The organism is Pseudomonas bharatica (assembly GCF_048586865.1).
Lineage (GTDB): Bacteria > Pseudomonadota > Gammaproteobacteria > Pseudomonadales > Pseudomonadaceae > Aquipseudomonas > Aquipseudomonas bharatica.
Genome location: NZ_JBMAWR010000011.1, coordinates 1 through 23,964, shown reverse-complemented (window position 1 = coordinate 23,964; position 23,964 = coordinate 1). Strand labels below are relative to the sequence as shown.

General features: G+C 66.4%; 20 protein-coding genes. 13 read left to right on the top strand and 7 right to left on the bottom strand.

The window, feature by feature from the left end:
* Nucleotide 1: 1 nt before the first annotated feature.
* Nucleotides 2–763 (bottom strand): SDR family oxidoreductase, encoded by a 762-nt coding sequence (locus ACKLLE_RS14295; protein ID WP_420058334.1) that lies wholly within the window; start codon nucleotides 761–763, stop codon nucleotides 2–4.
* Nucleotides 764–769: 6 nt separating this feature from the next.
* Nucleotides 770–1,969, bottom strand: a complete 1,200-nt coding sequence (locus ACKLLE_RS14290) for an MFS transporter (RefSeq protein ID WP_420058333.1) — start codon at nucleotides 1,967–1,969, stop codon at nucleotides 770–772.
* Between the two features lie 82 nt (nucleotides 1,970–2,051).
* Between ACKLLE_RS14290 and ACKLLE_RS14285 the strand changes: the two genes are divergently transcribed.
* Complete coding sequence (locus ACKLLE_RS14285; RefSeq protein ID WP_420058332.1) at nucleotides 2,052–2,963, top strand: LysR substrate-binding domain-containing protein; 912 nt, start codon at nucleotides 2,052–2,054, stop codon at nucleotides 2,961–2,963.
* 84 nt (nucleotides 2,964–3,047) lie between these two features.
* A complete protein-coding gene (locus ACKLLE_RS14280; RefSeq protein ID WP_420058331.1) occupies nucleotides 3,048–3,968 on the top strand; it encodes a LysR family transcriptional regulator in 921 nt (306 codons plus the stop codon).
* On the opposite strand, the gene ACKLLE_RS14275 is transcribed toward ACKLLE_RS14280, so the two are convergent.
* The 3 genes from ACKLLE_RS14275 to ACKLLE_RS14265 all read right to left on the bottom strand — a co-directional run bounded on the left by ACKLLE_RS14275 (nucleotide 3,959) and on the right by ACKLLE_RS14265 (nucleotide 7,474).
* Nucleotides 3,959–4,402 carry a GlcG/HbpS family heme-binding protein gene (locus ACKLLE_RS14275; RefSeq protein WP_420058330.1) on the bottom strand — a complete coding sequence of 148 codons (444 nt, stop codon included), beginning with the start codon at nucleotides 4,400–4,402 and terminating at the stop codon, nucleotides 3,959–3,961. The genes ACKLLE_RS14280 and ACKLLE_RS14275 overlap by 10 nt on opposite strands.
* Entirely contained in the window at nucleotides 4,399–5,748 is a 1,350-nt protein-coding gene (locus ACKLLE_RS14270; protein WP_420058329.1) for a metal-dependent hydrolase family protein, read from the bottom strand. Before ACKLLE_RS14270 ends, ACKLLE_RS14275 begins: the two co-directional genes overlap by 4 nt.
* An 805-nt stretch (nucleotides 5,749–6,553) precedes the next feature.
* A complete protein-coding gene (locus tag ACKLLE_RS14265) occupies nucleotides 6,554–7,474 on the bottom strand; it encodes a LysR family transcriptional regulator (RefSeq protein ID WP_064301985.1) in 921 nt (306 codons plus the stop codon).
* 318 nt (nucleotides 7,475–7,792) lie between these two features.
* On the opposite strand from ACKLLE_RS14265, the gene ACKLLE_RS14260 reads away from it, so the two are divergent.
* The 11 genes from ACKLLE_RS14260 to ACKLLE_RS14210 are packed head-to-tail and all read left to right on the top strand — an operon-like array spanning nucleotide 7,793 to nucleotide 21,368.
* Nucleotides 7,793–9,472, top strand: a complete 1,680-nt coding sequence (locus tag ACKLLE_RS14260; protein WP_064301986.1) for a DUF1302 domain-containing protein — start codon at nucleotides 7,793–7,795, stop codon at nucleotides 9,470–9,472.
* A gap of 10 nt (nucleotides 9,473–9,482) precedes the next feature.
* On the top strand, nucleotides 9,483–10,847 hold the full coding sequence (locus tag ACKLLE_RS14255) for a DUF1329 domain-containing protein (protein WP_064301987.1): 1,365 nt from the start codon (nucleotides 9,483–9,485) through the stop codon (nucleotides 10,845–10,847).
* A 58-nt stretch (nucleotides 10,848–10,905) separates the two neighbouring features.
* Nucleotides 10,906–12,006 (top strand): WD40/YVTN/BNR-like repeat-containing protein, encoded by a 1,101-nt coding sequence (locus tag ACKLLE_RS14250; protein WP_420058328.1) that lies wholly within the window; start codon nucleotides 10,906–10,908, stop codon nucleotides 12,004–12,006.
* Between the two features lie 5 nt (nucleotides 12,007–12,011).
* Complete coding sequence (locus ACKLLE_RS14245; RefSeq protein ID WP_420058327.1) at nucleotides 12,012–14,432, top strand: efflux RND transporter permease subunit; 2,421 nt, start codon at nucleotides 12,012–12,014, stop codon at nucleotides 14,430–14,432.
* Nucleotides 14,422–15,609 (top strand): MFS transporter, encoded by a 1,188-nt coding sequence (locus ACKLLE_RS14240; protein ID WP_420058326.1) that lies wholly within the window; start codon nucleotides 14,422–14,424, stop codon nucleotides 15,607–15,609. The genes ACKLLE_RS14245 and ACKLLE_RS14240 overlap by 11 nt, the downstream gene beginning before the upstream one ends.
* The gene (locus ACKLLE_RS14235; protein ID WP_420058325.1) at nucleotides 15,606–16,373 is read left to right on the top strand and encodes an SDR family NAD(P)-dependent oxidoreductase; all 768 of its coding nucleotides are present in this window, start codon (nucleotides 15,606–15,608) and stop codon (nucleotides 16,371–16,373) included. Before ACKLLE_RS14240 ends, ACKLLE_RS14235 begins: the two co-directional genes overlap by 4 nt.
* 14 nt (nucleotides 16,374–16,387) lie before the next feature.
* Nucleotides 16,388–16,960, top strand: a complete 573-nt coding sequence (locus tag ACKLLE_RS14230) for a cupin domain-containing protein (protein WP_064301991.1) — start codon at nucleotides 16,388–16,390, stop codon at nucleotides 16,958–16,960.
* A complete protein-coding gene (locus tag ACKLLE_RS14225) occupies nucleotides 16,957–17,949 on the top strand; it encodes a fumarylacetoacetate hydrolase family protein (RefSeq protein WP_420058324.1) in 993 nt (330 codons plus the stop codon). The genes ACKLLE_RS14230 and ACKLLE_RS14225 overlap by 4 nt, the downstream gene beginning before the upstream one ends.
* On the top strand, nucleotides 17,940–18,926 hold the full coding sequence (locus ACKLLE_RS14220; protein ID WP_420058323.1) for an NAD-dependent epimerase/dehydratase family protein: 987 nt from the start codon (nucleotides 17,940–17,942) through the stop codon (nucleotides 18,924–18,926). The genes ACKLLE_RS14225 and ACKLLE_RS14220 overlap by 10 nt, the downstream gene beginning before the upstream one ends.
* Nucleotides 18,927–18,937: 11 nt before the next feature.
* Nucleotides 18,938–19,726, top strand: coding sequence for a cyclase family protein (locus ACKLLE_RS14215; protein ID WP_009402996.1), 789 nt, complete (start codon nucleotides 18,938–18,940; stop codon nucleotides 19,724–19,726).
* Between the two features lie 16 nt (nucleotides 19,727–19,742).
* A complete protein-coding gene (locus tag ACKLLE_RS14210; protein WP_420058322.1) occupies nucleotides 19,743–21,368 on the top strand; it encodes an arylsulfatase in 1,626 nt (541 codons plus the stop codon).
* Between the two features lie 151 nt (nucleotides 21,369–21,519).
* On the opposite strand, the gene ACKLLE_RS14205 is transcribed toward ACKLLE_RS14210, so the two are convergent.
* Both ACKLLE_RS14205 and ACKLLE_RS14200 read right to left on the bottom strand, forming a co-directional pair.
* Nucleotides 21,520–22,455, bottom strand: a complete 936-nt coding sequence (locus ACKLLE_RS14205) for a VOC family protein (protein ID WP_009402994.1) — start codon at nucleotides 22,453–22,455, stop codon at nucleotides 21,520–21,522.
* A gap of 20 nt (nucleotides 22,456–22,475) precedes the next feature.
* On the bottom strand, nucleotides 22,476–23,633 hold the full coding sequence (locus tag ACKLLE_RS14200) for an alpha/beta hydrolase family protein (protein WP_064301997.1): 1,158 nt from the start codon (nucleotides 23,631–23,633) through the stop codon (nucleotides 22,476–22,478).
* Between the last annotated feature and the right edge of the window lie 331 nt (nucleotides 23,634–23,964).

The window sequence follows — 23,964 nt, the reverse complement described above, 5'->3', positions numbered from 1 at the left end:
TTCATTTCCCCCCTGTCGCATCCAGAAACGCCCCGGTCACGAATGACGCTTCGCTGCTTGCCAGCCAGAGAATGGCCTGCGCGATCTCTTCCGGCTGGCCACCCCGGCCTAGCGGAATCGTGTGCTTGACCCTGTCTACCCGTCCTGGCTCCCCGCCGCTGGCGTGCATTTCGGTATAGATGTGGCCGGCCCGAACGCAATTGACGCGAATGCCTTCCCCGGCAACTTCCTTGGCCAGGCCGGTGGTGAAGGTTTCCAGTGCACCCTTGGAGGCGGCGTAGTCCACGTATTCGTTCGGGCTGCCGAGCCTGGCCGCTGCCGAGGATACATTGACCACCACGCCGCCAGCGCCGCCATGGCGCTGGGACATGCGTTTGACCGCTTGCTGCGCACAGAGTATCGGGCCGATGGCGTTGACGGCGAAGATCCGTCGTATCCGCTCGATATCCAGATCCTCCAGGCGTGACTGCCGGGCAATGATCCCGGCATTGTTGACCAGCACATCGAGTCGGCCAAAGGTCTCGTCGACCGCGGCGAAAAGCCGGGCGACCTGTTCTGGGTCTGCGCTGTCTGCGCACACGGGCAGCGCCTGGCGGCCAGCGGCGCGCACCTCCTGGGCCACGGCCTGGGCGGCCGCTTCATTGGAAACGTAGCTGATGACCACGTCGTAGCCGCGCGTGGCGGCAAGTCTGGCCGTTGCCGCGCCTATGCCGCGGCTGGCGCCGGTGATCACCATGACGGGGGCATGGGGAGTCGTGTCCATCGATGCTTACCTCGAAGTTGGGCTGGTCTGAAGATACGGGCGCAGCGTCGACACCAGGGGCACGACGGCCAGTGCGGTGAGCACGGTCAGCAGCAGCGCAGTGCCTCGGCTGCTCAGGTCGGCGATCGCACCGAAAAGGATGGGGGCGATACCGCCGGAGCCGATGACGCAGGTATAGAACACCGCGAAAGCGCGTCCAGTATCGCCTTTCGATAATTCCGGGACGGTGCCGTACAGAACCGACGAGGTTCCGTTGAGCACGATCCCCAGCACGGGTAGCAGGAGCAGTGTCGGCAGCAGCGGAGTGACCAGCGTCGCCGCGATCAATAGCGCCGTTGCGCACTCGGCGAGCATGACGCAGCGCACCACGCCGATCCGCTCGCCAAGCCAGCCGAAGGTGAATTTTCCGAATGCGCCACCGATGAAGAGCAGGGCCAGGGCGACCCCGATCGTCGGCGAGTCGCCACCGCGGCCCTGGATGAGAAAGGGCAGGAACAGCAGATAGCCCATGCGCGTTGCGGTATCCAGGGCGCCGACCGTGGCCAGGATTGCGAAGCCCCGACCGTCCTGGGCGCGCCCCGGGGCACGTGTTGCGGCTCGCTGCGCTTGCACCGGCGTCGCTGGTGCAAGCCTGGCCAGGGCCATGATCAGCAGGATGCCCAGCGCTGCCATCAGCACCATCACCGCTTGCCAGTCGATAACCGGTAGCAGCACCGCCACCAGCGCCGGCAGCAGCGCTTTGCCCAGGTCGCCGGAGAAGTTGTAGATACCCAAGGGACGCCGCGAATTTGCCCCGTATGTTTCGGTGACCAGCATCGAACTGCGCGGATGCTGGATACTCGAGCCAATGCCTGCCAGCACAAGCCCCGCGCAAAGCCCGATCATGCCCAGGGGCAGGGCCATCAGCAGCAGGCCGGCCAAGGCCAGTGCGGTCGAGAGTATCAGCGCCGCCCGCGGCGACCAGTTGCGCAATGCGCGGTCGGCGGGTATCTGCAGGCCGCCCATCGTTGCGGAATAGAGCGCGCGGATAACCGCCAGCCCGGCATAGGAGAGGCCGAACTGCGCTTGCCAGACTGGCAGGAACACATACAGCGCATCGGTGTAGCCGTCATGCAGGGCGTGGGTCAGGCAGGCTGCCGACAAGCTGCGTGAGGCGGTTGCGGGCGTGCCGCCGGGAATCACTGGAAGCCGGGTTTGAGTATTCATGCAATGATGGTGAATGCGTTAGATAACTTGCACAAACCATATCTCCTAACGGAATACATTAGATTTTCTATAGGAACGAGTGATGCGCCGTCTTCCTCCTCTCAACGCATTGCGCGTTTTCGAAGTGGCGGCCCGGGTGGGTAGCTACGCGGATGCTGCCCTGCAGCTGGGCGTGACCCAAGGGGCCGTGAGCCAGCAGATCGCTACGCTCGAAGACTGGTTGGGCCAGCGCCTGTTCATCAAGGAGGGGCGGCGGATGGTTGCCACACCGCTGGCCCGGGTCTTTGCCGCTGAAGTCGGCCTGTCCCTGGATCGCCTCGCCGTAGCGGCCGAAGCCTGCGGCAGGCCCAGCGTGCGACGCATCCTTCGGGTCAGTGCACCCACCAGCCTGGCGATGCGCTGGCTGATCCCCAGGCTCGAGCGCTATCACGCCGGGCATCCGGACATCGAAGTGGTGGTCACCACGGTTTCCAGCGTGGTGGAGGACCTGCGCGGCGGTGTCGACGTCGCGATCCGGCGTGGCGCTGCACGGCCGGACCTGTGGCCGCATCACAACGTCGTGCCACTGCTGGAAGACCACGACACGCTGATCATGAGCCCTGCGTTGTTTGCCCGGCGCCCGATCCGCGAGCCAGGCGACATCGAAGGGCATCGCTGGCTGGCCAGCGAAACCCGCGCCGGAGACTGGCTGGGCTGGCTGGAAGCTGCCGGCCTGGAGCACCTGGAAGGCCATCCGCGACAAACCTTCGATCATTTCTTCGTGACCCGCCAGGCCGTGGAAGACGGTCTGGGAATCGGCATCGGGCCGCTGCCGATGCTGGAGATCGACATCGCTCGCGGCACGCTGATGACGCCCCTGCCGGACATCAGCGTTTCCCGGACCGGATACGTGGCCCTGTTCCCGCGTCGGGCCGACCCGACGCAACTGCTTTCCGGCTTTGTGGATTGGTTGCTCGAAGAGGCAAGAGGCAGCGGCCCGGGTACAGTGGCCTGAACCAGGCCAGGTATCGCCGACGGCGATACCTGGCAGCATTAAACGCGAGGACGTGTGCGGGCAACGTTGAGGTATAACCCGTCCATGCGCTATCGCCGCCTCGATCTCAACCTTCTCGTCGCCCTCGATGTCCTGCTCGAAGAAAGCAGCGTCAGCAGGGCGGCCGAGCGCCTGAACCTTGGTCAGTCGGCGACCAGTGCCGCCCTGGGGCGCTTGCGCGAGCACTTCCAGGATCCGCTGCTGGTCCCGGTTGGCCGCGGACTGCAGCCCAGTGCGCTGGCCCGGCAGTTGGCACCCAGGGTCCGCGAACTGCTGCTGATGACCGACGCGCTGGTGGAAACCACGGCCGAATTCGATCTGGCCCGCTGCGAGCGCCGTTTCACCCTGATGGCCTCGGACTATGTGGCGGCTACCCTGATGCCTGCGGTCAGCCGCGCGCTGCGCCGCCTCGCGCCCCGCGCTTCGTTGGTGGTGCGCGAGCTGTCCCGGTCCCGTGATGGCGACCAGGTCGCCGAAGCCCTGGAGTACCGTCGCAGCGACCTGGCGATCGTGCCGCAACGCCGGATCAATCCCGCCTACCCCCACGCCGCGTTGCTCGACGATGCGTTGTGCTGCATCGTCTGCGCCGCACATTGGCCGGTTGGCCAGGCGCTGACGGAGGCGCGCTTTCGTGAAGGCGAACACGTTCTGCGCGAGTTCGCCGATGGGCAGACGCTCTCCCTGGAGGCCCAGCACCTGCGGGACATCGGCATCGAGCGCAGGGTGGTGGCCACCGTGCAGAACTTTGCCCTGATGGCCGATTTCGTGGTCGGCACACCGCGTATCGCCACGCTGTTGCGCCGCCAGGCCGAGGCGCTGGCGCAGCGTTATCCGTTGCGGGTGCTACCGGCGCCTGTCGAGTTCCCGCCTGCTGCCCAGGCCCTGCAGTGGCATCCGCAGCAGACCGGGGACCCGATGCTCGCCTGGTTCCGTCAGCTGTTGCTGGAGCAGGCGGCTCAGCTTTGAGGGTCGCCGGTGTCTCCCCGCAGGCCGACAGCGGCAATCGCTAGCAGCGCACAGTGTTCGTCGTTATCCGAGCTATCGCCGCTGACGCCGATCGCCCCGAGCAGCCGCCCCTGTGCATCGCGCAGCAGGATCCCGCCGGGCACCGGAATCACTTCGCCGTCGGTGAGGCTGTTGATCGCATCGAAGAACGTCGGCATCGCCTGCGCGCGTCGTGCCAGTTCCCGACCGCCCACGCCCATGCCCAGGCAGCCGCGGGCCTTGCCGCTGGCGATGCGCGGCCGGAGGAAACTGGCCTGCTCGTCACGCAGCACCGCCAGTGGATGCCCGGCGGCGTCCAGTACCGCCGCAGCCAGGGGTTTGATGCCCAGCTCGCGGGCCTGGCGCAGGGTGGTCGCCGCCAGCCGCGCGGCCGTTTCAACGTCGAGTGTGCTCATGTCCACAGGCTCCATTTGCCCAGTTCGGCCACGCGGTCGCGGGTGTAGAGATCGGTCCACTTCAGGGAGTTGAAGTCCGATACCTGCCTGGGGTCGTAGGCGGTACGCTGCAACTTCACCGGTTCGCCGGCCTTGTACACGGCCAGCAGGCGGCTGCGGTCCTGGAGGATACGGATATCTTCCAGCGGCGAACCATCGAGGATCAGCAGGTCGGCCTGCTTGCCCGATTCCAGGGTGCCAAGGGTTTCGCCACGGGGCATCAGGCGCGCGCCGATATGGGTCGCGGCGAACAGTGCTTCGGCGGGGGTGAAGTCCAGGCGTCGTACCAGCAGTTCCAGCTCGCGGGCATGCCACTCGCCATAAGGCGTCACGGCAAAGCCGCTGTCACTGCCGCAGGCGAACGGGACACCGGCGGCCTTGGCCCGTTTCAGCACCGGTGTACCCGACTCCAGGGTGCGAGCGCAGTAGCCGGCATAGCCGGTGGCGATGGCCGGGTCATGGGCCTGGCAGAAGTCCACGGTGTTCTGCGGGAAGGTCATGGTTGGCGCGAGGACGCTGCCTGCTTCGAGCAGTGCCTCGATACAGGCGTCGTCCATGTAGAAGGCATGGAACACCAGGTCGACCCCGGCCCTGGCCGCATACATGACCGCTTCACGCCCGTAGGCGTGGGCCGCCACCCGGCAGCCGAGGCGGTGGGCTTCCTCGACCATCTCGCGGGTTTCGTCGGCGGTGAAGGCGGCGATGATCTCGCCGTTGGCGCGGCGGTGAGTGCCGTCCATGGCGATCTTGATCAGGTCCACGCCGTCCTTGGCCTGCTTGCGGATCTGCGCAATGGCCTCGGTGCGGCTGGTGACCAGGGCAGCGGTGAAGTACTCCGGTGCGCCAACCCGGCTGGGAAACCAGTCGTTGAGGCTCTGGCGGTTGGTGATCACCCGGCTGCTGGCGGCAATGCGTGGCCCTTCGAACAAGCCGGCGTCCACGGTGTTGCGTACGGCGATGCTGAGCTGGCCGCTGTCGCCGGGGCAGACCATCGACGTCACGCCAGCCGCCAGCACGTGCTGGGCGAAGAACAGGCCACGCAGGGCGCGGAATTCGTCGCTGGTCCAGATATCGATGTCTTCCTCGCTTTGCGCATTGCCGAAGGCCAGGTGGGTATGCACGTCTACCAGGCCGGGCATCACAAAATGGCCATGGACTTCGCGGTCGCCGGGTTGCGGACGGGGTGACTGGGCGCTGGGGCCGACGTGGCGGATCTGGCCGTTTTCGATGATAAGGGTCTGGTGGTGAAGTGGCGCCAGGCTGGTGCCGTCGAAGAGGGTTGCGCAGTGCAGGTGCAGGGCGGTCATGGAGTGGTGCCTCGTCTTGTCGTTTGTGACGCAGGCTAGGGGGCTGTGTTGGTGGGGACTATCAGATGCTGTCGATGGCTAGGCATTGACCGGATGGATAGGTCCAGCGCGGACCCTGTGTGTGCGGGTTCACCCGCGATAGCGGCAGTGAATTCACCATTGCAATCGCTGGCAAGCCAGCTCCCACAGTCGATCGGTTCGAGCCGGAATTCCGTGGTCGACGCAGGACCCTGTGGGAGCTGGCTTGCCAGCGATAGCGGTAGTGGACTCACCACCGTCATCGCGGGTAAACCCGCTCCCACAGTCGACCGAGTCGAGCCGGAATTCTGCGGCCGGCGCAGTCCACCCTGTGGGAGCGGGTTCACCCGCGATAGCGGCAGTGAATTCACCATCGCAATCGCTGGCAAGCCAGCTCCCGCAGTCGGTCGAGTCGAGCCGGAATTCTGCGGCCGGCGCAGTCCACCCTGTGGGAGCGGGTTCACCCGCGATAGCGGCAGTGAATTCACCATCGCAATCGCTGGCAAGCCAGCTCCCACAGTCGATCGAGTCGCACCGGAATTCTGTGGCCGGCGCAGGACCCTGTGGGAGCTGGCTTGCCAGCGATAGCGGTAGTGGATTCACCACCGTCATTGCGGGTAAACCCGCTCCCACAGTCGATCGGTTCGAGCCGGAATTCCGTGGCCGACGCAGGACCCTGTGGGAGCTGGCTTGCCAGCGATTGCGGTAGTGAATTCACCGCCGTCATCGCGGGTAAACCCGCTCCCACAGTCGAGCGAGTCGAGCCGGAATTCTGTGGCCGGCTCCATCAGGTCACCGGCAGATCGATATCCTGAATGCAATCCCGAATCCGCCCGCGCAACCACTTCAGCATCGGATCGCCTTCCATGCTGCGGTGCCACAGCATGTATTCGCCCATCAGCGGAATCTCCATGGGTGTCGGCAATATCCTCAGCGGCAGGTACCGCGCATAAAGCTGCGCCAGGCGCCGGTGCATGGTCGCCAGCCGGGGCGTGCCGACCAGCAGCTGCGCGAGTGTGTTGAAGTCGTTGGTGATCACCTCCAGGCGCCGCTTCACCCCGTACTGGTTCATGATCCAGTCCTCGATGCTCAGGTGCCGGTTGCGGCCGAAACCCACCGAGATATGCCCCATGGCCAGGTATTGCTCCAGGCTCAGGCTGTCGCCGACCTCCGGGTTGTCGCGCCAGACCACGCAGACATGGTCTTCCTCGAACAGCAGCTGCGCCGGGTGATCGTCGATCCGGTAGCGCTCGGGCACGATCATCAGGTCCACCTCGCCGCGGATCAGCAGTTCGGAGCTGTTGTCGCCGGGGCTGAGCATCTCGAAAGTAATCCCCGGCGCCTCCTGGTGAATCCGCTGGATGACCTGGGCGAACAGCACGCTGATCAAGTAATCCGAGGTCACCAAACGAAAATGCCGCTTGCTGGCCGCCGGGTCGAACACCGGCCGCGCGGTGATGGATGAGCGAATGGTCAGCAGCACCTCGCGCACCGGCCCGGCCAGCTCCAGGGCATAGGGCGTAGGTTGCATGCGCCGGCCGACCTGCACCAGCAATTCGTCTTCGAAGAAGGTGCGCAGGCGCCCCAGCACTCCGCTGGTGGCGGACTGGGTCATGTGCAGGCGTTCGGCGGTGCGGGTGATGTTCTGCTCTTCGAGGAGCACGTCCAGGGCAACCAGCAGGTTGAGGTCCAGATGGTGAAAACGCATGGCTCGGGCTTCTTGTAGTTGTTTTGCCGATACCTTCCGGTCGCGCTCGCGCGCCGTCAATGCGCCCGGGTATCGCTTTTGCCGATGCCTGATATCCCCCTGCGCGATGCCTTCGAGGTATCGCGCCGCTCGATAGGTCGCATCCCGACAAGCGATTAGTCAGAGACAGCCGTGCAGGTCAACCTGTGCCCGTCGCCCGGTCTATCCCGCCGGGCGATGCCACCCCTGGCACACGACCCAGAACCGGTCCGGCTGCCTTACCGGCCGGTGGTGGCCAGGAAAAGATGCCAACAAAAACAATAAAAGAGGGTTCGTTCGATGGCTATTCGCTCCATCGCCGCATCGCGGCGTGCGCCTTCCACCCTGACGCTCGCTGCAGCGCTGGTCATGGGCATTCCCGGCGCCCAGGCATTCGAAATGCAGACCGGCAACCCGGACCTGAGCCTGCGCTGGGACAACACACTCAAGTACAGCGCCGCCTGGCGCACCCAGGACCAGAGCAGCAAGCTCACCCGCGGCCAGGTTGCCCTCAACCAGGACGACGGTGACCGTGCCTTCGCCAAGGGCCTGATCTCCAACCGCCTGGACATCCTTTCCGAGCTGGACATCGGCTACCGCGACTTCGGCGCCCGGGTCAGCGGCGCGGCCTGGTACGACACCGAATATCAGAAGGACAACGACAACAACGACCCGTCCCGGGCCAATGTGCGCTCGGTGGCCTACGACCGGTTCAGCGATGACACCCGTCACCTGCACGGCGGCGACGGCGAACTGCTGGATGCCTTCGTTTACTGGAACGGCGATGTCGCCGACCGCGCCGCCTCGGTGCGTCTTGGTCGCCACGGCCTGATCTGGGGCGAAAGCCTGTTCTTCGGCGCGAACGGCATTGCCGGCGGCATGGCCCCGGTGGATGTGGTCAAGGCGGTGTCGGTGCCCAACACCCAGTTCAAGGAAATCACCCGTCCGGTCAGCCAGTTGTCCGGCACCTACCAGCTCACCGACGCGCTTTCCGTCGGCGCCTACTACCAGTTCGAATGGGAAGAAACCCGCCTGCCGGGCGCCGGCAGCTACTTCTCGGTCAGCGACACCATCGGCACCGGCAACGAACGCCTGATCGTCGGCGAACCCTTCCCGGCGTTTCTCGGCGGCAATCCGGACAGCCCGGCGGCGTTCTTCCACGGCAAGGACAAGGACGCGAAAAGCTCGGGGCAGGGCGGCCTGCAGTTGCGCTACACCGCCGACACCGTCGAGTACGGCCTGTACGCCATCCAGTACCACGACAAGTCGCCCAAGCTGTACCTCAAGCCCAGCGCCACCGGGCCCAACTACGCCAGCGGACAGATCGGCGAGTACTACTGGGTCTACCCGGAAGACATCCGCGCGCTGGGCGCCAGCTTCGCCACCAGCATCGATGAATACAGCTTCGCCGGTGAAGCCTCCATGCGCTGGAACATGCCGCTGGTTTCCAATGGCCAGACCATCGGCACCGGCGTGGTTGCCGATAACGACGACCACCCGCTCTACGCCGTCGGCCGCACTGCGCACCTCAACCTGAACATGATCGCCTCGCTGGGCCCGTCCTTCATCGCCAACGAGGCCAGCCTGGTCGGCGAGGTGGCCTGGAACCGCCTGCTCAGCGTGACGAAGAACCGCGCGGCCCTGGATCCGGGTGCCACTGACGACGGTGTCGGCCTCAAGCTGGTCTACACCCCGACCTACCGCCAGGTGTTCCCCGGCATCGACCTCAGCGTGCCGCTGGGCATCAGCTACTTCCCCATGGGCAAGTCGGCGGTGGTCAGCAGCTTCGGCCCGGACCGCGGCGGCGATTTCAACGTCGGGGTCAGCGCCACCTACCTGGACCGGGTGACCTTCGGCCTGACCTACACCCACTACTACGGCCCCGAGGACACCAACCTCGATGCCCTCTCCCGATTCACCTTCAAACAAGCACTGAAAGACCGGGACTACCTGGCCTTCTCGGTTAAAACAACATTCTGAGGGGATCTCCGTGAACATTCCTTTCGCTCTCAAGACCTTCTGTGCCTCCTTGCTTTGCAGCGCAGTCCTGGGCCTGCAACCGGCAGTGGCGGCGGGCGCCGACGACCTCGGCAAGCAGCTCACGCCACTGGGCGCCGAGCGCGCCGGCAACGCCGACGGCAGCATCCCGGCCTGGGACGGCGGCTACACCAAGGTCGATCCCTCGTTCAAACAGGGTGGCAAGCGCAATGATCCGTTCGCCGGCGACAAGCCGCTGTACAGCATCACCGCGAAGAATCTCGACCAGTACGCCGCCAGGCTCAGCGACGGCACCAAGGCCATGTTCAAGCGTTACCCGGAGAGCTACCGCATCGATGTCTACCCGACCCGGCGCACGGCTGCCGCGCCGCAGTGGGTCTACGACAACACCCTCAGGAATGCCCGCGAGGCGAAGCTGGTGCAGAGCAGTGCCGGCCCGGTGCCGGAAGGCGCCTATGGCGGCATCCCGTTCCCGCTGCCGAAGAACGGTGCCGAGGCCATGTGGAACCACCTGCTGAACTGGCGCGGCGTGTCCCTGGCCATGGACTTCCGCCATTACCTGATGACCGCCGACGGCGCCCAGGTGATGACCACCGACGGCAAGGCCGTGCAGGAGATGCCCTACTACTACCAGGACGGCAACGCGGCCAGCTTCGACGGTGACTACTGGCTGTTCCGTCTGCTCAACGTCGGCCCGGCCCTGCGTGCCGGCGAGCAGATCATGGGGCGTACCAACATCAACGGCGACAAGTCCCAGGCCCACGTCTACCTGACCGGCCAGCGCCGCGTGCGCAAGCTGCCCAACGCCTGCTGCGACACGCCGACGCCGGCCACTGCCGGAGTCATGTCGTTCGACGAACTGAGCGTGTTCCAGGGCCGCATGGACCGCTTCGACTGGAAGCTGGTGGGCAAGCAGGAGATGTACATCCCCTACAACACCAACAAGGTGCAGACCGCCGCCAAACCCGAAGACCTGTTCGCCAAGCATCACCTCAACCCCGACTACGTGCGCTGGGAACTGCACCGGGTGTGGGTGGTGGAAGCCGACCTGGCGCCGGGCAAGCGCCACCAATTGCCCAAGGGCCGCTACTACCTCGACGAAGACACCTGGCAAGCCATGCTCGGCGACCGCTGGGACGCCAACGGCCAACTGGCCAAGACCTTGTGGTCGCTGCCGTCGGTAATGCCCGACCTGCCGGCCGTTGCCCAGTTGTCGTCGGGCTTCTACGACCTGGTCTCCGGTGCCTGGTTCATCCAGAACCTCTACGCCGGCAAGGACCAGCAGTATGCCGTGGTCGATCGCTACAAGGCGGCCGAGTTTTCCCCGGCGGCAATGGCCGGGCGCGGCGTGCGCTGACCGCGAAGGAGGAGGGCAGGCGCTGCCCTCCCGATCGGTACTGGATTTCGAGGTAGACATGAACAGATTGCTTCAGTCGAGCGGCCTGCTGCTGGCCCTCGCCTTGCCGCTGGCTTCCACCTGCCAGGCCCAGGCCATGCTGCAGCAGCGTGCGGTCGGCGATGTCCTGCAAAGCCCGGCGATGCAGATCGCCCATCCGCAGCGCGCCGTCTACACCGCCCTGGCCCGGGCCGGCGAGCGGCTGGTGGCGGTGGGCGAGCGCGGGCTGATCCTGCTCTCCGACGACAACGGCCAGCACTGGCGCCAGGTTGCGGTGCCGGTCTCGGTGGGCCTGACCGCCGTAGCCTTTGCCGATGCCCGAAACGGCTGGGTGACAGGACATTCCGGGGTGGTCCTGGCGACCCGCGATGGCGGCGAGCGCTGGAGCCTGCAACTGGACGGCGAGCGCGCCGCGCAAGTCGAACTGGAGGATGCCCGCCGCGCCGCGCAGCAGACGCCGCAGGACGAGACGGCCGTGACGCGGCTGGAAACCGCCGAGCGCATCGCCGGCGAAGCCGCGGACAAACCCTTCCTCGCCGTGGCCGCCAGGGATGAGCGCAGCGTGCTGGTGGTCGGTGCCTATGGCCTGGCCCTGCGCAGCGACGATGGCGGCGTCAGTTGGCACTCGCTGATGGGCCGCATCGACAACCCCGACGGCCTGCATCTGTATGCCGTGGCGCGCCAGGGCGAGTCCTGGGTGCTGGCTGGCGAACAGGGCTACCTGGCCCGTTCCGACGATGGCGAGCATTTCCACCCGCTGCCCAGCCCTTATCACGGCAGCCTGTTCACCCTTGCCACCCGGGCCGACGGCGCGCTGCTGATCGGTGGGCTCAAGGGCAACGCCTTCGTCCTCGCCGCGGGGGCGCAACAGGCCGAAGCGCTGCCGACCCTGGCCCCGGTGTCGTTCAGCGACGCCATTACCCTCGGCGATGGCCGGGTGCTGCTGAGCAATCAGTCCGGTGGGCTGTTCACCAGTGCCGCCGGTGGCCTGGAGCCCGCCTTTACCCCGCAGCGCAAGCCGGTGGCGGCGGTAGTCCAGGCCGCCGACGGCAGCCTGGTGACCGCCGGATTCACCGGGTTGTCCCGCGTCGCCGCGCCTACCGTTTCCGCTTCGGAGTGATCGCCATGAATTGCGCAAGCCGCCATCCCGACCCGGGCAGCCCGGACGGGTTCGACCCGCGTTCCGGCTCGCTGATCGAGCGGGCCCTGTTCAACCACCGGCACTGGGTCCTGTTGCTGTGCCTGCTGACCACCCTGGTGCTGGGCTGGCAGTCCACGCGCCTGGAGCTCAATGCCAGTTTCGAGAAGATGATCCCCACCGGGCATCCCTATATCGCCAACTACCTGGAGCGGCAAAAGGAACTGTCCGGCCTGGGCAATACCTTGCGCATTGCCGTCGCCAACACGCGCGGCGAAATCTATGACACGGCCTACCTGGACACCCTGCAGAAACTCAGCGAACGCATCTACCTGCTGCCCGGCGTCGATCGCGCCTACATGAAGTCGCTATGGACCCCGGCCACCCGCTGGGTCTCAGTGACCGAGGACGGACTCGATGGCGGCCCGGTCATCCCCGACGACTACAACGGCAGCCCCGAGTCCCTCGCCGAGCTGCGGCGCAACGTGCAGTTGTCCAACGAGATCGGCCAACTGGTGGCCTTCGACCAGCGCTCCAGCATCATCCAGGTCCCGCTGCTGGCCCGCACCCCGGACGGCAAGGCGCTGGACTATGCGGTACTGGCCGGGCAACTGGAGGCGTTGCGCGGCGAGTTCGCCAAGGATGGCATCGCTATTCATGTCACCGGCTTCGCCAAGAAAGTCGGCGACCTGATCGATGGCCTGCAACAGATCCTGGTGTTCTTCGCCGTGGCCATCCTCATCACCACGGCGGTGCTCTACGCCTACACCCGCTGCGTGCGCAGCACCTTGCTGGTGGTGATCTGCTCGCTGGTTGCGGTGGTCTGGCAACTGGGGCTGCTGCCGCTCCTGGATTTCCAGCTCGATCCTTATTCGGTGCTGGTGCCGTTCCTGGTCTTCGCCATCGGCATGAGCCATGGCGCGCAGAAGATGAACGGGATCATGCAGGACATCGGGCGCGGCATGCACCGTGTGGTCGCTGCGCGCTTCACCTTCCGCCGCCTGTTCCTCGCCGGCCTCACCGCCTTGCTCTGCGATGCGGTGGGCTTCGCGGTGCTGATGATCATCCAGATCAAGGTGATCCAGGACCTGGCCATCATCGCCAGCATCGGCGTGGCGGTGCTGATCTTCACCAACCTGATCCTGCTGCCGGTGCTGCTTTCGTACGTCGGCGTCAGCCCCCGTGCTGCCGCGATCAGCCTGCGCAGCGAGCGCGCCGAGCAGAGCGGCAAGGCCCGCCATCCGTTCTGGCGCTTTCTTGACCTGTTCACCCGCAAGCCCTGGGCAAGCCTGTGCATCGGCGTCAGCCTGGTGCTGGCGGTGCTGGGTTTCCTGGTCAGCCTGCACCTGGCCATCGGTGACCTCGACGCCGGTGCCCCGGAGCTGCGTGCCGACTCGCGCTACAACCGCGACGACGCCTTCATGACCCAGGCCTACGGCGCCAGCAGCGACCTGTTCGCGATCATGGTGCAGACCCCAGCCGGGGCCTGTGCGCGCTACGACGTGCTGCGCAAGGTGGACGAGCTGGACTGGCAGCTACGCAGCCTGCCGGGCGTGGATTCGACCAACTCCCTGGCGTTGCTCAACCGGCGCATGCTGGTCGGGTTGTCGGAGGGCAACCCCAAGTGGTACGAGCTGCAGAACAACCAGGCGATGCTCAACATGATCACCGCCAGCGCCCCGCGCGGCTTGTACAACGAGGCGTGCAACCTGCTGACGCTGTACGTCTACCTCACCGATCACAAGGCCGAGACCCTGACCCGGCTGGTGCAGCATGTGGAGGGTTTCGCCGCGGCCAATGACACCGCCGAGGTGAAATTCCTCCTGGCCGCCGGCAACGCGGGCATCGAGGCGGCGACCAATATCGTCGTGCGCGAGGCCAACCGCGAAATGCTGTTCTGGGTCTACGGCGCGGTGATCCTGCTGTGCCTGCTGACCTTCCGTTCCTGGCGCGCCACGCTCTGCGCGGTGATCCCGCTGATGCTCACCTCGATCCTCTGCGAAGCGCTGATGGTCTGGCTGGGCATCGGGGTCAAGGTCGCCACCTTGCCGGTGATCGCCCTGGGCGTGGGCATCGGTGTCGATTACGCGCTGTACGTGATGAGCATCCTGCTCGCCCACCTGCGCCAGGGCGCCAGCCTGTCCGAGGCCTATTACCGGGCCCTGGTGTCCACCGGCAAGGTGGTGATGCTGACCGGCGTGACCCTGGCCATCGGCGTCGGCACCTGGATGTTCTCGCCCATCAAGTTCCAGGCCGACATGGGCGTGCTGCTGGCCTTCATGTTCGTCTGGAACATGGTCGGCGCGCTGGTGCTGCTGCCGGCCCTGGCGCGTTTCCTCCTGCCGGTGCGTCCGGCGTCCCTCCCTACCGAATCGTCCGTACGCCAGGAGGTCTCCCATGCGTCGTGAAGCCCAGGCGGGTTTGCCGCAATCCCTGTTGTTGTTGCTGGGCAGTTGCCTGCCGGTCCTTGGCGCGGTGCTGCTGGCCCCGGTGTTGCCACGGATGCAGGCGCACTTTGGCGACGATCCGCTGGTCTCGGTGCTGGTCCCGGTCAGCCTGACCATCCCGGCACTGGTGATCGCCTTGCTCGCGCCCTTCGCCGGCATCATCGCCGACCGTCTCGGGCGCAAGCCGCTGCTGCTCGGCTCGATGCTGCTCTACAGCCTGTTCGGCCTGCTGCCCTTGTGGCTGGAGTCGCTGCCGGCGATCGTCGCCAGCCGTGCCGGCCTGGGTCTGGCAGAGGCAGGGATCATGACCTGCTGTACCACCCTGATCGGCGATTACTACCAGGGCGCCCGGCGCGAACGCTTGTTCGCCTTGCAGATGGTCTGCACCTCGCTGTCGGCGGCGCTGTTCATTGCCGTGGGCGGGGCGCTGGGGCAGGAGAGCTGGCGCACACCCTACATGCTGTACGGCGTCGGGCTGCTGTTGCTGCCGCTGATGGCCTGGCTGCTCTGGGAAGGCGAGGCGAGCGAGGTCCGGCTGGAAAGCGGCGTCGCCGGCTTTCCGTGGAGCGCCCTATTGCCGCTGTACCTGTTCAGCCTGCTGGCGGGCGTCAGCCTGTTCATCGTGCCGGTACAGGCGGGCTTCCTGCTCGGCTTGCTGCATGTCGAATCGCCGCAGCAGATCGGCATGGTCATGGGCGCCAACCAGTTGGGCGTGATGCTCGGCGCCCTGGGGTTCCGCCTGTTGCATGGCTGGGCGCGCCAGCACGTGCTGGCGCTGGCCTTCGTTACCGCGGGCATTGGCGGCGGTCTGATGGCCCAGGCGCCGGATGCGCTGTGGCTGACCCCGGCCGTCGCCCTCAATGGCCTGGGCATCGGCCTGATGCTGCCGACCCTGATCACCTGGGTAATGTCCCGTGCCGGCATGGCCCAGCGCGGGCGCGCCACCGGCGGCTTCACTGCGGCGCTGTTCGCCGGCGAATTCGCCAGCCCGCTGGCGGTGCTGGCGCTGACCTCGGGCAGTGCGCAGGCGCTCCCCGGTGCCCTGGCCGTGGTGGCGCTGGCGCAACTGCTGCTGGCCCTGGTCTGCCTGGCGCTGCCGCGCTGGATGCCGGCGCCCTCGGCGAGGGCCATCGGATGAACCTGCATCCGTTGTTTTCCCTCACCGGCAAGAGCGCCCTGGTCACCGGTGGCACCCGTGGTATCGGTCTGGCGATCGCCCGCCTCTATGGGCAGGCCGGGGCCCGGCTGGTGATCAGCAGCGAGAGCCGCGAGGACTGCCAGCGCGCCGTCGCCGAACTGGGCGAGGAGGGCATCGACGCGCAGGCCTGTCCTGCCGATCTGGCTGACCGCGAGCAGGTCCTGGCCCTGGCTGGCGAGGCAAGCGAAGTGGATGTGCTGGTGTGCAACGCCGGCGTTGCTGCGCATTTTGGCCCGTTGCACAGCCTCGACGAGGCGCAGTGGCGCACCACCCTCGGCGTCAACCTGGAAAGTGCCTTGTGGCTGACCGGCGCGCTGCTACCCGGCATGGCCAAGCGTGGTGGTGGCAGCGTGGTGCTGATGGCCAGTATCGCCGGTGTGCGCGGCAACAAGGCCCTTGGCGCCTACGGCCTGAGCAAGGCGGCACTGGCGCAACTGGCGCGCAACCTGGCGGTGGAGTGGGGGCCGGCGAATATCCGGGTAAACGCCATCAGCCCGGGAGTGATCCAGACCGAGTTCGCCCGCCCGCTCACCGACAACCCTGACGTCATGCAGCGCCGTCTGGCGCTCACGCCTTTGCGCCGGGTCGGCGTGGCGGACGAAGTGGCGGCCCTGGCCTTGCTCCTGGCGGCCCCCGGTGGCGCCTTCATCTGTGGACAAAACCTGATCGTCGATGGCGGAACCACTATCGGCGACGGCAACTGAACGGAGTACATCACATGCAAGCACTTCCCCCCTTCAAACGTGTCGTCACCGGCCATAGCGCTACCGGCACGGCCCTGGCGGCACTGGTTGGCGCCGTGCCCACCAGCCTCGAACTCAAGGCTGTGCCCGGTACGGTTTTCCATGAGGTCTGGAGCAGCGATGCCAGCCCGGCCGTGATCGACAATGGCGCGGACCCGACCCTCAGGCCGCTGGTGCTCAGCCCGTCGGCCTTCGGCAGCCTGATCCGCGTGGTGGATATTCCGCCGGACAGCGTGCAGAACCAGGTCAGTGCTGCCGAGGCGGCGGCGGTATTCGCCGAAATCGGCGAGTCCCATGCCGGCACCGGTACGGGCGAGTCCCGCCACAAGCTGATGCACCGCACCGAAACCCTCGACTACGGCATCGTCACCGAAGGTGAAGTGTGGCTGGTGCTGGATGACGAGGACGTGCACCTCAAGCGCGGCGATATCGTGGTCCAGCGCGGCACCAACCATGCCTGGAGCAACCGCACCGAAGCGATGGCGCGGATGGTCTTCATCCTCCTCGACGGGCGTTATGCCGAGCCGCTGCAGGAGGTACTGGCATGAAGCTCGCGACCCTGGCCGATGGCAGCCGCGACGGTCGTCTGCACCTGGTATCCCGGGACTTGCGCCGGGCGGTCGACGCCGGCGATATCGCCGCGACCTTGCAGGCGGCAATCGACGACTGGGCGCAGCTCGAACCGCGCCTGCTGGCTCGCTACCAAGCGTTGAACAGCGCCGCGCTGGACGCTGCCTTCGACTTCGATCCGCAGCAGGCCATGGCCCCGCTGCCGCGAGCCTGGCAATGGCTGGACGGCTCGTGCTTCCTCAGCCATGGCGAGCTGATGCAGCGCGCTTTCCGCCTCGATCCTATCGAAGGCGTCGAGGACACACCCTTGATGTACCAGGGCGCCGGCGACGATTTCCTCGGCCCGCGCCAGGACATCCCGCTGCCCAGTGAAGCCCATGGCATCGATTTCGAAGGCGAGTTCGCCGTAGTGGTGGACGAGGTGCCCCTGGGCTGCTCCGCCGAACAGGCGCTCGGGCATGTACGCCTGGTCATGCAGCTCAACGATGTCAGCCTGCGTGCCCTGGCGCCCCGGGAAATGAAGACCGGTTTCGGCTTTGTCCAGGCCAAGTCGTCCTCCAGCTTCGCCCCGGTGGCGGTCACCCCGGATGAACTGGGCGAGGACTGGCACGAAGGCCGGGTGCACCTGCCCCTGCATGTACAGCGCAATGGCCAATGGTTCGGCCATCCCGACGGTGGCGCCATGCATTTCGGTTTCCACCAGTTGATCGCCCACGCGGCCCTGACCCGACGTCTTAGCGCCGGCACCGTGATTGGGTCGGGCACGGTGTCCAATGCCGACCGCAGCGTCGGTTCGGCCTGCATCGCCGAGCGCCGCGCAGTGGAAATGCTCGAGCACGGCTCGCCGCGTACCGCGTTCATGCACTTCGGCGAGCGCGTGCGCATGGAGGCCCGCTGCCGGGATGGCTCGCCACTGTTCGGCGCCATCGACCAGCAGGTGGTCCAGGCAGGTGCGCCATGCGCGTAATGGTCACCGGGGCGGGCGGGTTCCTCGGGCGTCGGTTGGTCCGGCGCCTGTTGGCCGCCGGGCAGTTGCGCGGTCGGCGCATCGAGGCGCTGATCCTGCTCGACCAGCAGCTCGACGGCTTTGCCGAAGACCCGCGCCTGCGTCATCTGGCCGGCAGTATCACCGACCCGGCGTTGCTGCGCAGGGGGCTGGCCGACGGGGTGGATGTGATCTTCCACCTGGTCAGCATCGCGGGCGGCGCGGCCGAGGAAAACTACGCGCTCGGCCGCCAGGTCAACCTGCTTGCCAGCCTGCAGTTGCTGGAGCTGCTGCGCAATGCGCAACGCCCGCCGGTACTGGTGTATGCCAGCAGCGTCGCGGTCTACGGCGCTGACCTGCCGTTGCGCATGGACGAGCAGCAACCGACACGCCCGGCGCTGTCCTATGGCGCGCACAAGGTGATGATCGAACAGCAGCTCGGCGATCTGGCCCGGCGCGGCGAAGTGGATAGCCGCGCCCTGCGCCTGCCCGGCATCGTCGCCCGGCCCGGCGACGGCGCCGGGCTGCGTTCGGCGTTCATGAGCGAGTTGCTGCAACGTTTCGCGGCCGGGCAGCGCTACACCTGCCCGGTCTCGCCCCAGGCCACGGCCTGGTGGATGTCGGCGGCCTGCTGCGTCGACAACCTGCTGCATGCCGCCGAATTCGAACTGCACGCCGATGCGCCGTGCCGGGTGTGGCAACTGCCGGTGCTGCACCTGTCCATCGCTGCGGTGGTGGATGCGCTGGCGCAGGTCTTCGGTGAGGAACGCCGCAGCCTGATCGATTACCAGCCTGACCCGGCGCTGGAAGCGCTGTTCGGACGCTTCCCGCCGATGCGCACGCCCCTGGCCCGGCAGCGTGGTTTCCAGCATGACGGCACGGCCAGGGCGCTGGTGCGCCAGGCCCTCGACCTTACCCAACGCGTCCGTGGTTCACGGGCGCTCACCGCAACCGCCTGAGAGGAATCCCCATGACCCCGAGTCGCAAACGCCGCCTGGTCGACCTGTCGGTGACCCTGGACAACAACCCTTACACCGATCCGCCGCCGTTGCTGCCGAAGATCGACTACATGGACCACCAGCAGGGCTGGCCGGAAATGGCCGCGATGTTTCCGGGGCTGGCTATCGAGCAGATGCCGGGCGCCGAGTCCTGGGCTGCCGAGCGCCTGTCCATCACTACCCACAGCGGTACCCACATGGACGCGCCCTGGCACTACGCCTCGACCACCGACGGCGGCAAGCCGGCCTTCGGTATCGACGAGCTACCGCTGGAATGGTGCCTGCAACCCGGGGTGAAGCTCGACTTCCGTCATCTGCCGGATGGGCATGTGGTTCGCGCGGCCGAGGTCGAAGCCGAGTTGCGGCGCATCGGCCATGAACTGCAGCCGCTGGACATCGTCCTGGTCAATACCCGGGCCGGCAGCCTGTTCGGCCAGCCGGGCTACCTGGATGCCGGCGTCGGCATGGGCCGCGAGGCCACCCTGTACCTGCTCGATCGCGGCGTGCGGGTGGTGGGCACCGATGCCTGGAGCTGGGATGCACCGTTCAGTTTCACCCGCCAGCGCTTCGCCGAAAGTGGCGATGCCTCGATCATCTGGGAAGGGCACAAGGCCGGGCGCGATATCGGCTACGGGCAGATGGAAAAACTGGCCAATCTCGACAACCTGCCGGCCAGCGGTTTCCTGGTGTCCTGCTTCCCCTACAAGATCAAGCACGCCTCCGCCGGCTTCGTTCGCGCCGTGGCGATCTTCGAAGAATAAGAACAGCGAGGTTCCCGTGCGTTTTCCCTTCCTGCTCACTGCGCTGGCATGTCTTGTGTCCGGCGCTGCGGTGGCTGCCGAGCGGCCGAATATCCTGCTGATCCTGGCCGACGACCTCGGCTACTCCGACTTGGGTTCGTTTGGCGGCGAGATCGCCACGCCCAACCTCGACCAACTGGCTGCCCATGGCCTGCAACTGACCCATATGTACGCCGCGCCGACCTGCTCGCCGACCCGGGCGATGCTGATGTCCGGCACCGACAACCACCTGGCCGGGCTGGGCACCATGGAGGAGGCGATCCAGCCGTTCCAGCGCGGCAAACCGGGGTATGAGGGCTACCTCAACCCGCAATCCCATTCGATTGCCGAACTGCTGCGCGAGGGTGGTTATCGCACCAGCATGGTCGGCAAGTGGCACCTTGGCCTTGGGCCCGACCAGGGCCCTGACCGGCGTGGCTTCGAGCAGTCGTTCACCCTGCTCGAAGGGGGCGGCGTGCACTTCAAGCCCCCGACGCAACCGACGGCGAAGATCGAACGTATTACCTATCGCGAGAATGGCCAGCCGGTGGAATTGCCGGAGAATTTCTACTCCTCGGACTTCTACACCGACAAGCTGATCGACTATCTGCGCAAGGGCCAGGACAGCGGCAAACCGTTCTTCGCCTACGCGGCCTACACCGCGCCGCACTGGCCGTTGCAGGCGCCGCAGGCCTGGCTGGAGAAGTTTCGCGGGCTGTATGACCAGGGCTACGACAAGGTCCGCCAGGCGCGCATCGAACGCCAGCGCGAGAAGGGCCTGCTGCCGGAGGACTTCGTCGCCGCACAGCGCCTGCCGGTGGCCGCGGACCTGCCGGGCTGGGAGCAGTTGAGCCCGCAGCAGCGCCGTGTCGAGGCGCGCAAGATGGAGATCTACGCCGCCATGGTCGGCAACCTCGACTACAACATCGGACGCCTGCTGGACTACCTGAAAAGCACCGGGCAATACGACAACACCCTGGTGGTGTTCATGTCCGACAACGGCGCGGCAGGGGAGCGGCACGAGCAGTTCTACCCGGCGGGCGCCCATACCGATAACAGCCTGGAGAACCTGGGGCGGCGTGGCTCGCAGATCGACTACGGGCTGCGCTGGGCCGAGGTGAGTGCGGCGCCGCTGCGCCTGTTCAAGGGCAGCACCGCGGAGGGCGGGATCAGCGTGCCGGCGATCGTGCACATGCCTCGTTCGCTGGCACGCCAGGGTGTGGAACATGGCGTGGCGCGGGTGGACGACCTGGCGCCAACGTTCCTCGAGATAGCCGGGCTGGCGGTTCCCGAAGAGCAGGGCAAGCACCCGATCACCGGGCGTTCGATGCTGCCGATGCTGGAGGGCAAGGGTGCGCTGGAACGACCGTTGGCCGGGGAGTTGTTCGGCAGCCTGTATTACCGCGAAGGCAACCTGAAGCTGCTCGGGCTGCGCCCTTGGGCGATGCCGGGGCAGGCGCCGCAGCCCACGCGCTGGCAACTGTTCGATGTGGCGCGGGACCGGGGTGAATTGGAGGACCTGGCGGCGCGCGAGCCCGAGGTGTTCGAGCGCTTGAAGCGGCAGTGGCAGGTGTATGCGAGGGAGGTTGGGGTGGTCTTCCCACCGCAAAACACGGCAGATTGACGCAGTCCCCTGTGGGAGCGGGTTCATCGGAGCGCCGAACCGCCGCGATTACGGTAGTGGACTCACCATCCCAATTGCGGGTGAACCCGCTCCCACAGTGTCCGCGTCAAGGAAAAGGGGGTGTCATCCGACACCCCCTTTTTGCATTCCCTCAATGCTTGGCCGGCGGCCCGCCCGGGAACCATTTCTCCTGGTAGTGGAACAGGAAATACTGCGAGTTATCCGCCCCTGGCGCGGCCACGCGGGCCGTCCATTGCTCGTCGTGCAGGTCCATGTCGGCGTCATATTCCACATGGCAGCCCATGGGGCTGTTGAAGTACCAGAACCAGTTCGATCCCAACTGGTGCCGTCCCGGGCCCCAGAACGACTCGTAGCCTTTCTCGACGAACCGCGTCCCGGCCACCAGCACTTCGGTCGGCCCGCCCATATGGAAGGTGAAGTGCTCGATGCCTTTCATGAACGGCGGGGTCTGGATCAGGAACAGGGTGTGATGGTCCTGGGTGCCGCCGGGCCGCAGGAACGGTCCGGTGTCGGCGAAACGGTCGGTGCAGACGAAGCCCAGGCGCTGGTAGAACGCCTCGGCCCGGTCCGGATCCGGCACGAAATACACCACATGGGACAGGCTGCGCGGCAAGGCCGGCATGTCGTTGCTCGCACCCAGCGCATTGACCGCACGCGCTGCCGGCGCCCCCGGAGCATGGCTGGCTTCGCCCGGCAGGTCGAGGGTACGGCGCCGGGTGATGCGAAAGCCGAGGGCGAAGCCCATGTCGTCCACGCAGCGCAGCACGCCATCCTCGCCGCGCTGCACTTCGCGGTCCTTGCCCAGCTCGGCCTCGATGGCCTGCAGGGTAGCTTCGTCGGCGACGCCGTACACGGTTTCGCGCAGGGTGGTGGCGGTTTCCATGGCCGGCGGCAGACGCGGGTCGTGGCGAGGGCGGATCAGTACGCCAGTGCCATCGAGGGCTTCGAGCCAGCCGCCGCTTTCGTCGATATCGCAAGGCTTGAGACCGTAGTCGGTCATGTACTGCACGCAGTCGGCGACGTTGTCCACGCCGAAGACCAGGTAATCGGGTCCGATGATGTTCATGATGGTGTTCTATCCAGGGTTCAGGCGGTGCGGCCGCCGAGGGTTTCGGCGACCCAGTCGGCGATGTACTGGCCCGCATTGATGGAGTTGTCGAAGCTGGAGTGCTGTACGCCGCCTTCGCGGGAGGTGAAGATCTTCAGCTCGCGCTTGGGGCTGTTGACCAGTTGCTCGTAGGTGCGGTGTGCCCATTTGAGCGGGATCTGCGAGTCCTGCTCGCCATGGGTGACCAGGAAGGGCACGCGGATCTTCTCGACGACGCCATCGAGGTGGACGTTCTCGGCGATCTGCATGAACGCCTCGATGTCCTTGCCGCCCCAGACCCAGCGCACATGCTCCCAGTAATGCGGCACCGGGAAGCTGCCTTCGCGCTCTAGGCGGCGTTTCTGCACATCGCGCCAGTCATGGTTGGCGCCCCACACCACGCCGCAGGCGAAGCGCGGTTCGAAGGCCACGGCGCGCGGGCAGTAGTAGCCACCGAGGGACACGCCTTCGCAGCCGATGCGCTTGGGATCGATGTCTGCGCGGTCCTGCAGCCAGTCCACCACGCGGCTGGCCCAGTGCTCGGCGTCGTAGCGCGCCTTCAGGTCATGCAGGCGCAGGGCTTCGCCGGTGCCGGGCTGGTCGATCAGCAGCGAGGCCACGCCACGCCTGGCCAGCCATGCGGGCAGGCCGACGCGGTATTTCATTTCCTTGGTGGAGTCCAGGCCGTTGAGCTGGACCAGCACCGGTGCCGGGCCGCTGACCCCTTCGGCGCGCACGTAGAGGCCGGAGAGCACCTTGCCCTCATAAGGAATTTCGACCCGTTCGCAATTCTCCTTCGACAGCGCGATGCCGCGGGCGAAGGTGTCGAGGAAGCGCTGGTACAGCGCCATGCGCCCGGGGGCGCCGTGGGCCTGGAGGCGTTCGCAGGTCAGGTAGTAGGTGGCCGCACGGTTGTATTTCTCGCCGGCGGACAGCAGCCGGCCGCGGGCTTCGTCCTCGGCCGCCAGCTCGCAAAGCTTGTCGGCCATTTTCGCCCAGGTCTCGCGGAAGGCCCGGGTGCCTTCGGCATCAGGCTGTTTCGCGGCCTCTTGCAGCGGCTCGCACATCTCGACGATTTCGCCGATGCGGGCGCCCATCTCGATGGCCAGGTTGACCGAGAGGTTCCACACGTAGTTGCTCGGGAAGTAACGGAACATGGTTGTTTTCCTTCTTGTTATGCACGTCGCCGGCCTGCGCTGCAGATCTGCCGAAGCACGCGGCGACCGCCCTTCGGGCAGCCGTTGCAAACTCGCATGGGCTCCGGGAATCGGACAAATCGCTTGTTCGGATGGCAGCTATCCGGTGACGCGATACATGGCGCGGGCCCAGCAGGATCTCGCCTGGAGGGTGAATGATGCGGCGGGGGAGGTGGAGCGGGTGGGGGAGGCGTTGGGTGTGCTCCGCGTCTAGCGCTGATCTTTAGCTTCACGCGTCTCCTGTGGGAGCGGGGTGACCCGCGCTTGCGATGGTGGGCTCACTAACGTAATC

Bases quoted from the DNA above. Each gene is read 5' to 3' on its own strand.
- ACKLLE_RS14230 (WP_064301991.1), top strand. From the start codon at position 16,388: ATGCAAGCACTTCCCCCCTTCAAACGTGTCGTCACCGGCCATAGCGCT.
- ACKLLE_RS14285 (WP_420058332.1), top strand. From the start codon at position 2,052: ATGCGCCGTCTTCCTCCTCTCAACGCATTGCGCGTTTTCGAAGTGGCG.
- ACKLLE_RS14275 (WP_420058330.1), bottom strand. From the start codon at position 4,402: ATGAGCACACTCGACGTTGAAACGGCCGCGCGGCTGGCGGCGACCACC.
- ACKLLE_RS14295 (WP_420058334.1), bottom strand. From the start codon at position 763: ATGGACACGACTCCCCATGCCCCCGTCATGGTGATCACCGGCGCCAGC.
- ACKLLE_RS14220 (WP_420058323.1), top strand. From the start codon at position 17,940: ATGCGCGTAATGGTCACCGGGGCGGGCGGGTTCCTCGGGCGTCGGTTG.
- ACKLLE_RS14280 (WP_420058331.1), top strand. From the start codon at position 3,048: ATGCGCTATCGCCGCCTCGATCTCAACCTTCTCGTCGCCCTCGATGTC.
- ACKLLE_RS14225 (WP_420058324.1), top strand. From the start codon at position 16,957: ATGAAGCTCGCGACCCTGGCCGATGGCAGCCGCGACGGTCGTCTGCAC.
- ACKLLE_RS14205 (WP_009402994.1), bottom strand. From the start codon at position 22,455: ATGAACATCATCGGACCCGATTACCTGGTCTTCGGCGTGGACAACGTC.
- ACKLLE_RS14290 (WP_420058333.1), bottom strand. From the start codon at position 1,969: ATGAATACTCAAACCCGGCTTCCAGTGATTCCCGGCGGCACGCCCGCA.
- ACKLLE_RS14245 (WP_420058327.1), top strand. From the start codon at position 12,012: ATGAATTGCGCAAGCCGCCATCCCGACCCGGGCAGCCCGGACGGGTTC.
- ACKLLE_RS14260 (WP_064301986.1), top strand. From the start codon at position 7,793: ATGGCTATTCGCTCCATCGCCGCATCGCGGCGTGCGCCTTCCACCCTG.
- ACKLLE_RS14265 (WP_064301985.1), bottom strand. From the start codon at position 7,474: ATGCGTTTTCACCATCTGGACCTCAACCTGCTGGTTGCCCTGGACGTG.
- ACKLLE_RS14200 (WP_064301997.1), bottom strand. From the start codon at position 23,633: ATGTTCCGTTACTTCCCGAGCAACTACGTGTGGAACCTCTCGGTCAAC.
- ACKLLE_RS14235 (WP_420058325.1), top strand. From the start codon at position 15,606: ATGAACCTGCATCCGTTGTTTTCCCTCACCGGCAAGAGCGCCCTGGTC.
- ACKLLE_RS14250 (WP_420058328.1), top strand. From the start codon at position 10,906: ATGAACAGATTGCTTCAGTCGAGCGGCCTGCTGCTGGCCCTCGCCTTG.
- ACKLLE_RS14240 (WP_420058326.1), top strand. From the start codon at position 14,422: ATGCGTCGTGAAGCCCAGGCGGGTTTGCCGCAATCCCTGTTGTTGTTG.
- ACKLLE_RS14270 (WP_420058329.1), bottom strand. From the start codon at position 5,748: ATGACCGCCCTGCACCTGCACTGCGCAACCCTCTTCGACGGCACCAGC.
- ACKLLE_RS14215 (WP_009402996.1), top strand. From the start codon at position 18,938: ATGACCCCGAGTCGCAAACGCCGCCTGGTCGACCTGTCGGTGACCCTG.